Genomic DNA, 9628 nt, shown 5'->3' with positions numbered 1-9628 from the left:
GTGCGGTGGGGGAACAGGTTAAAGTTCTGGAACACCATGCCAATGCGCTGCACGCCACGGCGGATCTGCGCCGCGTTGGGATTGTCGCCCGCATGAATGTAGCCCTCGCCAAACAAGATGATCTCGCCCTTGTCGATGGTTTCCAGGCTATTGACGGTGCGGATCAGCGAGGTTTTGCCCGAGCCTGACGGGCCGATAATGGAGATGACCTGACCGGCGTCCACGTCCAGGTTGATGCCCTTGAGCACGTCATGCTGGCCATAGCTTTTGTGCAGGTTGACCAGTTGCAGCGCCGGCGCCGAACCCGAACCGCTTGCCGGCTGGCGCGTCACCGCCGGCTGCGCGACCAGGCTGGCGCGCAGGCGGCCAAGGGCGGAGTCGTCAAGCGTCTGCGGCTTGCGATTACTCAGCTCCAGGTGCTGCTCCAGCCAGTGAAACAGCCAGCCAAAGACCGTTACGATCATCACGTAATACACCGCGACGGCCGACAGCGTTTCCATCACCAGAAAGTTTTGCGCATACAGGCGCTGGCCCACGGTCAGCAGTTCGGTCAGGGAAATCACCGACACCAGCGAGGTCAGTTTCACCACAGTGATGTATTCGTTCACCAGCGTCGGCAGGGAGATACGAAACGCCTGGGGAATGACGATCAGCCGCTGCATGCCAATCAGGCCGACGCCCAGCGCACGGCCCGCTTCTTTCTGACCCTTCGCGACGGAGATCAGCCCGCCCCGATGAATCTCTGCCATGTACGCCGCTTCCGTGACGACCAGCGCCAGAAGGCCGGAATAGAAAGGGTTGGAAAGCACGTCGCGGGTGGCCGGAAACATCTGTGGCAGGTTGTAGGTAAACACCACCAGCACCAGCAGCGGGACACTGCGGAAGAACCAGATATAAATCGACGCCGGCACGCTGATCCAGCGCGCGGTCGAGAGCTTGGCCGACGCCAGCAGGAAGCCCAGGAGCATGCCGATGAACCAGCCCAGCGCGCTGAGTTCGATCACGGTGATGCAGGATTCCCAGAAGTCAGCGACCGAGAACAGCGAAAAAAAGTAGGACCATTCGAATTGCATACATACCTCAGCGGGGCTGAGCCCGGCGGGATTCTCTTATCAAATGCGATCCCCGAAGGAGTGAGCTTGCTCGCGATGACGTCGGTACAGCCGACACACCTTCATCGTCTGTCACGGTCAATCGCGAGCAAGCTCACTCCTACGCGGGGTGACGCATCAAGCCGTCAGTTTGCGGGTTCTTCCAGGTTGTACTTCTTCAGCAGAGCAGCGTATTCGCCGGACTTCTTCGTCTCGTCGAAAGCCTTCAGCAATGCCTGATACAACTCGTCATTGCCCTTCTTCACGTAGATGCCGAGCGTCTGCTGGTAGATGGAGTGCTCGGTGCTGACCACGACGCGGCCCTTGGTGCGTTCGGCGATCATGCCGGCGGCGCCGTCGATTTCCACTTGTGCCTGAACGTTGCCCGACAGCAGGGCCTGGGTCACTTCCGGTGCGGACGGGAATTCGCTGACGGCGACCGCACCTTTGCCCTTCGGCACACAGTATTCGGCAGACAGCTTGTTGAACTGGGTGACCCACGTGGTGCCTTTTTCCAGGCCGATCTTCAGCCCGCACAGGTCTTCCGGCACCTTGGGTTTAAGCGGGCTGTCCTTGAGCACCATGATCGCCGCGCCGGTCACGGCGTAGGGAATGGTCTGGGCCTGGGTCTGGCGCTCCGGGGTGATGTACATCCCCGAAATGATTGCGTCGTAGTGACCGGCATTCAGGCTGAGGATCAGGCTGGAGAACTTGGTGTCAATGAACTCGGGCTTGAGGTCCAGGTGCTTGGCGAGCAGGCGCGACAGGTCCGGGTCGGCACCGACGACATTCTTTTTCTCATCGTAGGACTCAAATGGCGGATAGGTGATTTCCATGCCCACCTTGAACTGGCCGGGCGTGACGGTGGTGGCCGCCTGTGCGGCAGTGGCAGCGAGGAGGGATGCGCCGAGCACGGCAGAGGCAAGCACGGTCAAGCGGGCGGCAGTGTTCAAAGTGTTGCGCATCGTCGGTGACTCCACGTCAGGAAGGTAGGGGTGGGTGTGCTGGGTATTCGGGCGAGGCAGGGCGACGCATCGCATCACGACGCGTCCTGCGTCTGGTTCTTCAGGTGGCCGAAGCTCGACGGCTTTCGCGCCTTTTCGTACAGCTTGAGTTCGCCGCTCTCGACCTTGCGCCGCAGGTACTGGTAGGTCTGCAGCGCCTGACCATACATGTGCTCGCCGATGGTGATTTCTTCGTAGTCGGCAGTGCCCTTGTCAAACTGCGCGAGGGGCTTGATCTGGGTGTGGAAGTCGCAGGCGAAGAACAGCGGAAACGAATACCGCTCCTCGCTGACGGTGCGTACCCGGTGTGCAGTAGCAACGAACGTACCAGCGGTCATGACCTCCAGCATGTCGCCGATGTTGACCACGAACGCGCCGTCCAGAGGCGGCGCGTCGATCCACTGACCCAGATCGTTCATCACTTCGAGTCCGGGCTTGTCCGCCAGCAGCATGGTGAAGCACTCGTAGTCGGTGTGCGCACCAATTCCGGGCGCGTCCTGTGCGGCGCCGTCAAACGGGTAATGAATCAAGCGCAGCTTGGAGGGCGGGCGCGTGACCATGGCTTCGAAGTAGCCTTCTTCCAGGCCCAGCGCCAGCGCAAAGCCGTCGAACAGCCGGCGGCCCAGAGCAAACACCGCTGCGTAATACGCTTCCACGGCAGGTCGGAAGCCAGACAGGTCGGGCCATTCATTGGCGCCGATCAGCGGGGTTTTGGCGATCACCAGCGGGTCGTCATCGCCCACTTCAAAACCGATATCGAACGCTTCCTTGTGATCCGGCTTGCCCTTGGCGTAGACCTCTTCGCCCTCGGGCACGAAGCCCTTGTGGCTGCGTGAGGTGCCGATGTAATGCTGCATCTTGTAATCGAGCGACTGGGCGAACAGGTCTTTGGCTGCCTGACGCAGACCCTCGATCAAGGAAGGCGCGATGCCGTGGTTCTTGACGTACAGAAAGCCCACTTCGCGTGCTGCCTTGCCCAGGTCGTCGGCGACGCGCTGGCGCTGGGCAATGTCGGGGCTGAACAGCCCGGCGATATCGACCACCGGGATGCTGCTGAAGTTGGCGACCTTCGGGGCTGCCGCGTGCGACGGATCAGGCATGACGAAACGCTCCTTATCGGCTTGTTGTATGGGTAAAGCGCTGGAAATGTTCGCGTTCGGTCTGGCCCATCCACACGTTCAGCGACCAGAGGTCGGCCACCGGCACATTGGTGAAGGGCAAATGGTGCAAGTAGCCGTCGGCACCGAATTCGGGCGTCATCGTGCTGACCTGATAGCCGCGCGCTTGCTGGGATCGCCAGACGGCTTCCCAATGCTGCTGATGAAAAGCCAGTTCGCGGGCGTATTCGGGGGCAGCGGGGTGAGGGACTTGCGGGCCCTGGTCGTAACCGACGCGAGCCTGAATGTGATGGACGCGCTCCACGAACGCGTTGAGGTCGTCTTCGGGGTCGTTAAGCAACCGTTCGCAGGCGACGATCCAGTGGCTGATGTCGCTGGTGAAGCGCAGGTCAGGCAATTGGCGGATCAGTTCGAGGGTGACCCACGGATTGAATAGCGAGCGCGCGCGGTGGGTTTCGAAGGCGACTGTCTGGCCATGCGTGCGCGACAGCTCCAGCGCCTGACCGAAGAAGTCCACCTGTTGGGACAATTGCCAGCGATCGTTGCCGGCCAAAACGTTGACGAAGCGCGGCGCGAGTTCTGTCGACCAGGCGAGCTTCTGTTCCAGATCGTTGAGGTGCTCCGCCGTCGTCGCCGATTGCTCCGGGAGGACGTCATAGGCGGTGAACACCGTGGCTATGTAGGGCACGTGGTTTGCTCGCAGGAATGCGCCAAATTCCGCGCGCTCGGCAGGCGTGAGCGGCAGGCGGGCCTCCATGCCGTCGAACCCGGCTTCCAGCAGCTCCTCCAGCGCCTGGGCCTTGCTGGCGCGGTAGCCCCAGAGCGTGCGAAAGACTTCCAGTTTCATCGAGCGTCCTCAAAGATTGCGTCGTGCGGCTGACGTGTGACCGAGAAAAGGCTGCGCCACGGCCAGGCCGAGACGGGTTACAACGGCAGTCACATCAGAAAAGGCAATCTTCGGGCCGGGTCTCTACGGGACGGGCTCCTTTATTGGGGCCGATCTTAGGTTCGGCCGATGAACGGGAAGAATAGGAAAGCTCAAATGCATAGTTCAGAGATTTCTGAACTATGCCGGGGAGGGCCCCTCTAGACGGCCAATCCTGCGCGTACGCCCGTAGGAGCGTGGCTTGTCCCGCGATCTGCCGGGCACCGGCAGCAGGAGCAGCAGACGTATTTTCCCCTGACATACCATGGCAGCCGGGACGACGACTGCGTCGCCGATCGCGGGACAAGCCACGCTCCTACATAGTCTTCGCGGGTCTAATCCACAAACGTCATCCGATCCGTCTTGCCCAACAGAAACGCCTGATTACGCTCGGTGGCCGCGCGGATGTAATCCCACAGCAGCGTGATCCGCTTGAGCTTGCGCAAATCCTCGCGGCAGTACATCCAGAACTGCCTCGTGATATTCACCTCACTTTCCAGCACCGGCAGCAATCGAGCGTCCTGGGCCGCCAGAAAGCACGGCAGGATGGCCAGCGCGCGGCCCTGCAGCGCGGCGACGTACTGTGCGATGACGCTGGTGCTGCGCAGTGTTGCGTGGGCGCCGGGTAACAGGTTACTGAGGTAGAGCAATTGCGAACTGAAAGCCAGGTCATCGACGTAGCTGATGAACGGATGGTCGGCGAGGTCTTCGGTTTTGAGGATGGGCGTGTGATTGTCCAGGTAGTCCTGCGTCGCGTAGAGCCTGAGGCTGTAATCGCACAGCTTGCAGCACACATAAGGGCCGTGTTCCGGACGCTCCAGCGCGATGACGATATCGGCCTCGCGCTTGGACAGGCTGATGAAGTGCGGCAGCGGCAGGATGTCCACCGAGATGGCCGGGTACGTATCGGTGAAGTGACTCAGCTGAGGGGTGATGAAAAAGCTGCCGAAGCCTTCGGTGCAGCCCATGCGCACGTGACCCGACAGCGCGACTCCGGAACCGGAAACCTGCTCGCAGGCAATATGCAGCGTGCTTTCGATGGACTCGGCCGCGCCCAGCAATCGCTGACCTTCGGCGGTGAGAATAAAGCCGTTACTGCGGGACTTTTCAAACAGCAGCGTGCCCAGTGAAGTTTCCAGCGCGCTGATCCGTCGCGACACGGTCGTGTAGTCCACGGCGAGGCGTTTGGCGGCAGAACTGGCCTTGCGCGTGCGCGCGACTTCGAGAAAAAACTTCAGGTCATCCCAGTTCAATGCGCTCAGGGAGGTGATGTTTTTTTGCATGTCGGACCTGCTTTTATGTGCGTTCTTATTAGAAGTTTGCACATCTATACTCCGAAGCGCGGCCGTATCCAACCCATGCAGCCCAGCAACGACAAGGCCTGTAGGAGCCGGCTTGCTGGCGAACCGGGTTGTGTCATGAGCACCGGCGTCAGTGACCTGACGCGTTCGCCAGCGAGCCGGCTCTTACAGAATCAGTGATCCATCGAGGGCCAGTTCCAGGTTCAAATACATTCAGAAAACACACGCCATAACACCCTGCACAACAATAAATAAGCGGAGGAGTTTATGAAGAACGCTATTACGGCGGACGTCGGCGCACTCGATGCCGGCCCCGTGAAAAACGCTCGATCCTACCGGCTTGCCGGCGCGGCGAGCATGGCTGGCACGACCATCGAGTGGTATGACTTTTTCCTCTACGGCACGGCTGCCGCCCTCATTTTCAACAAAATCTTCTTCCCTGCGCTGGACCCGATCATCGGTGTGCTGGCGGCGTTCGCTACCTACGCCGTGGGCTTTCTCGGTCGGCCATTGGGCGGCATCGTGTTCGGCCATTTCGGCGACAAGATCGGGCGCAAATCCATGCTCCTGTTCACCCTGATGCTCATGGGCATCCCGACCATCATCATCGGCCTGATTCCCACCTACGAGCAGATCGGCTACTGGGCCGCCGTGTTGCTGGTGGCGATGCGTTTTCTGCAGGGCATGGCGGTCGGTGGTGAGTGGGGCGGGGCAGTGTTGATGGCGGTGGAACATGCGCCCGAAGGCCGCAAGGGTTTCTACGGCAGCCTGCCACAAACCGGTGTGGGTGCAGGGCTGGTTCTGGCCTCGCTGGCGATGGGCATGGTCGCCAAATTGCCGGAGGCCGACATGCTCAGTTGGGGCTGGCGGATTCCGTTTCTGGCCAGCGTCGTGTTGCTGGGGGTGGGCTGGCTGATTCGCTTGAAGGTCCCGGAGTCGCCCGATTTCGAGAAGCTCAAAAAAGACAACATCGCCGTCAAGGTGCCGCTGTTCAAGGTCTTCCGCGAGCACCCGAAAGAAACCCTGACCATCATCGGCGCGCGCACCGCCGAGAACGCCTGGTTTTACATGTCGGTGACTTTCGCACTGGCGTACGCCGCCAACCAGTTGCTCATCCCTCGTGCTGATGTGTTGAGCGCGATTACCGCCGGCGCGGCGCTGTCTCTGGTAACGATGCCGCTGTGTGGCCACCTTTCCGACAAGGTCGGTCAGAAACGTCTGTATTTCGCCGGGCTTCTGCTGCTCTGCGCCTTCGTCTATCCCTTCTTCGCCATGCTGGGCACCCGCGAACCGCAACTGGTGTGGTGGGCGATGGTGCTGGCGGTGGGCGTGGTCTTCCCGATCCTGTATGCGCCGGAATCGCTCTTGTTCGCCCGACAATTTCCGGCGGAAATCCGCTACAGCGGCATTTCTGTGTCGGTGCAACTGGCGGGCGTCCTGGGCGGCGGATTTGCACCAATGATCGCGACGCAATTGCTGGCCATGGGCGGCGGCAGTCCGCGCTACGTGATCGCCTACCTGATCGGCATGGCGCTGGTGGCGCTGGTGTGTACCGCGCTGATGAAGCGCGATCCGCCTCGCCATCGCGCAGGCTGAACCCCGATTTTCAGCGCGCCCACGTCGGCGCGCTGCCTCGAATGGAGCATTAGGCAATGAACGTCTCACTGAACCAAAACAACACCACGGTGGCCCGCGTGAAGCTGCTGATCGGCGGCGAATGGGTTGATTCGCAAACCAGCGAGTGGCTGGACGTCGTCAATCCCGCGACCCAGGAAGTGCTGGCCCATGTGCCATTCGCGACCGCCGCTGAGGTTGATGCCGCCGTCGCTGCCGCGCAAAAAGCGTTCGCCACCTGGCGGCACACGCCGATTGGCGCCCGCATGCGCATCATGCTCAAGCTGCAAGCGCTGATTCGCGAACACTCAAGGCGCATCGCCGTCGTGCTCAGCGCCGAACAGGGCAAGACCATTGCCGACGCCGAAGGCGATATTTTCCGTGGCCTTGAAGTCGTGGAGCATGCGTGCTCCATCGGCACCTTGCAGATGGGCGAATTCGCCGAGAACGTCGCCGGTGGCGTGGACACCTACACGCTGCGTCAGCCGATCGGTGTGTGCGCAGGAATCACGCCCTTCAATTTCCCGGCGATGATTCCGCTGTGGATGTTCCCGATGGCCATTGCCTGCGGTAACACCTTCGTGCTGAAACCGTCCGAGCAGGACCCGATGTCGACCATGCTGCTGGTGGAGCTGGCCGTCGAGGCGGGCGTGCCGCCGGGCGTGCTGAACGTTGTGCATGGTGGCAAAGAGGTGGTCGACGCGATTTGCACGCACAAGGACATCAAGGCGGTGTCCTTCGTCGGCTCGACGGCGGTGGGCACCCACGTCTACGACTTGGCTGGCAAGCACGGCAAGCGTGTGCAGTCGATGATGGGCGCGAAGAACCATGCGGTGGTGCTGCCCGACGCCAATCGCGAGCAGACCCTCAATGCGCTGGTCGGCGCAGGTTTTGGAGCGGCGGGTCAGCGCTGCATGGCGACATCGGCGGTGGTGATGGTCGGCGCGTCGAAGCAGTGGCTCCCCGACCTAAAAGCGCTGGCGCAGAAGCTGAAGGTGAATGCGGGCAGCGAACCGGGCACCGACGTCGGGCCGGTTATTTCCAAGCGTGCGAAACAGCGAATCCTTGATCTGATTGAAAGCGGCGTTCAGGAAGGCGCCACCCTTGAACTGGACGGTCGCGCCATCACGGTGGCCGGCTACGAAAACGGCAACTTCGTCGGGCCGACGCTGTTCACGGGCGTGACCACCGGGATGCAGATCTACACTCAGGAAATCTTCGGGCCGGTGCTGGTGGTGCTGGAAGTGGACACGCTGGATGAGGCCATCGCGCTGGTCAACGCCAACCCGTTCGGCAACGGCGTCGGTCTGTTTACCCAGAGCGGTGCGGCGGCGCGTAAATTCCAGAGCGAAATCGACGTGGGCCAGGTGGGTATCAATATCCCGATTCCTGTGCCGGTGCCGTTCTTCAGCTTCACCGGGTCACGCGGTTCGAAGCTCGGGGATCTGGGGCCATACGGCAAACAGGTGGTGCAGTTCTACACTCAGACCAAGACCGTCACCAGCCGCTGGTTCGATGACGACAGCGTGAATGACGGCGTGAACACGACGATCAATTTGCGTTGAGTCCAGCGCGCGCTTGCGGGCGCGCGTTGCCCGTGGCCACTGGAACTGAACAAGGAGAACAACAATGAAGATCGCATTCATCGGCCTGGGTAATATGGGTGCGCCAATGGCCCGGAATCTGATTCGCGCCGGGCACCAGTTGCATTTGTTTGACCTTAACCAACAGGTGTTGGCGGAGCTGGCCGAAATGGGCAGCCGCATCAGTGAGTCGCCCAGGCATGCCGCTCAAGGCGCGGATCTGGTCATCACCATGCTCCCGGCGGCCGCTCACGTTCGCGCGGTGTACCTGAATGACGACGGTGTGCTGGCCGGCATCGGCGCAGGGGTACCGGCCGTGGATTGCAGCACCATCGATCCGCAGACCATTCGCGATGTCGCAGCCGCTGCAGCGAAGCAAGGCGTGCTGGTCGGCGACGCTCCAGTGTCAGGCGGCACCGGCGGGGCACAGGCCGGGACGCTGACGTTCATGGTCGGCGCCAGCCTTGAGCACTTCACGGTGCTTAAGCCGATCCTTGCGCAGATGGGCCGCAATATTGTCCATTGCGGCGACGTCGGCACCGGTCAGATCGCGAAGATCTGCAACAACATGCTGTTGGGCATTTCCATGATCGGCGTGGCAGAAGCCATGGCGTTGGGCAACAGCCTGGGCATCGACACCGGTGTGCTGGCGACCATTATCAACAGCTCGACCGGACGCTGCTGGAGCTCGGAAATGTACAACCCGTGGCCGGGCGTCGTGGAAACCGCTCCGGCGTCGCGCGGCTACACCGGAGGGTTTGGCGCGGAGCTGATGCTCAAGGACCTGGGCCTGGCCACCGAGGCCGCCAAAGCTGCGCGCCAACCGGTGATCATGGGCGCGCTGGCGCAGCAGCTGTATCAAGCCATGAGTTTGCGCGGCGACGGCGGCAAGGACTTCTCGGCAGTGGTTGAGGCATACATCAAGAAGGGCTGAACGTAGGTGCACGCGGTCCCACAATGTGTATGCGGTCAGTCAGTGGGACCGGCTTTAG

General features: G+C 61.5%; 8 protein-coding genes. 3 read left to right on the top strand and 5 right to left on the bottom strand.

Annotation, left to right across the window (positions count from 1 at the left end):
* The 5 genes from VF672_RS16090 to VF672_RS16070 form a co-directional block, all read right to left on the bottom strand.
* Positions 1-1073, bottom strand: a 1073-nt coding sequence (locus tag VF672_RS16090) for an ABC transporter permease subunit (RefSeq protein ID WP_331105554.1), incomplete at its 3' end; no start/stop codon positions are given.
* A gap of 164 nt (positions 1074-1237) precedes the next feature.
* Complete coding sequence (locus VF672_RS16085; RefSeq protein ID WP_331105553.1) at positions 1238-2056, bottom strand: ABC transporter substrate-binding protein; 819 nt, start codon at positions 2054-2056, stop codon at positions 1238-1240.
* 74 nt (positions 2057-2130) lie between these two features.
* Positions 2131-3195 (bottom strand): isopenicillin N synthase family dioxygenase, encoded by a 1065-nt coding sequence (locus tag VF672_RS16080; protein ID WP_331105552.1) that lies wholly within the window; start codon positions 3193-3195, stop codon positions 2131-2133.
* Between the two features lie 13 nt (positions 3196-3208).
* On the bottom strand, positions 3209-4060 hold the full coding sequence (locus VF672_RS16075; RefSeq protein WP_331105551.1) for a sugar phosphate isomerase/epimerase family protein: 852 nt from the start codon (positions 4058-4060) through the stop codon (positions 3209-3211).
* Positions 4061-4473: 413 nt separating this feature from the next.
* Positions 4474-5421: a LysR family transcriptional regulator gene (locus tag VF672_RS16070; protein WP_331105550.1), complete on the bottom strand. Its 948-nt coding sequence runs from the start codon at positions 5419-5421 to the stop codon at positions 4474-4476.
* Positions 5422-5706: 285 nt separating this feature from the next.
* On the opposite strand from VF672_RS16070, the gene VF672_RS16065 reads away from it, so the two are divergent.
* The 3 genes from VF672_RS16065 to mmsB all read left to right on the top strand — a co-directional run bounded on the left by VF672_RS16065 (position 5707) and on the right by mmsB (position 9570).
* On the top strand, positions 5707-7035 hold the full coding sequence (locus VF672_RS16065) for an MFS transporter (protein ID WP_331105549.1): 1329 nt from the start codon (positions 5707-5709) through the stop codon (positions 7033-7035).
* A gap of 56 nt (positions 7036-7091) precedes the next feature.
* Positions 7092-8618 (top strand): CoA-acylating methylmalonate-semialdehyde dehydrogenase, encoded by a 1527-nt coding sequence (locus tag VF672_RS16060; protein ID WP_331105548.1) that lies wholly within the window; start codon positions 7092-7094, stop codon positions 8616-8618.
* Positions 8619-8682: 64 nt separating this feature from the next.
* Positions 8683-9570, top strand: a complete 888-nt coding sequence (mmsB, locus tag VF672_RS16055) for a 3-hydroxyisobutyrate dehydrogenase (protein WP_331105547.1) — start codon at positions 8683-8685, stop codon at positions 9568-9570.
* Positions 9571-9628 lie beyond the last annotated feature (58 nt).

Source organism: Pseudomonas sp., from assembly GCF_036387035.1.
In the GTDB taxonomy this organism is placed as follows: domain Bacteria; phylum Pseudomonadota; class Gammaproteobacteria; order Pseudomonadales; family Pseudomonadaceae; genus Aquipseudomonas.
Note: the sequence above shows the minus strand (reverse complement) of the source record. Positions and strands in the feature narration are given on the sequence as shown.

Excerpts from the sequence above, each read along its gene's own strand:
- VF672_RS16075 (WP_331105551.1), bottom strand. The coding sequence starts at position 4,060 with ATGAAACTGGAAGTCTTTCGCACGCTCTGGGGCTACCGCGCCAGCAAG.
- VF672_RS16065 (WP_331105549.1), top strand. The coding sequence starts at position 5,707 with ATGAAGAACGCTATTACGGCGGACGTCGGCGCACTCGATGCCGGCCCC.
- VF672_RS16060 (WP_331105548.1), top strand. The coding sequence starts at position 7,092 with ATGAACGTCTCACTGAACCAAAACAACACCACGGTGGCCCGCGTGAAG.
- VF672_RS16070 (WP_331105550.1), bottom strand. The coding sequence starts at position 5,421 with ATGCAAAAAAACATCACCTCCCTGAGCGCATTGAACTGGGATGACCTG.
- VF672_RS16080 (WP_331105552.1), bottom strand. The coding sequence starts at position 3,195 with ATGCCTGATCCGTCGCACGCGGCAGCCCCGAAGGTCGCCAACTTCAGC.
- VF672_RS16085 (WP_331105553.1), bottom strand. The coding sequence starts at position 2,056 with ATGCGCAACACTTTGAACACTGCCGCCCGCTTGACCGTGCTTGCCTCT.
- mmsB (WP_331105547.1), top strand. The coding sequence starts at position 8,683 with ATGAAGATCGCATTCATCGGCCTGGGTAATATGGGTGCGCCAATGGCC.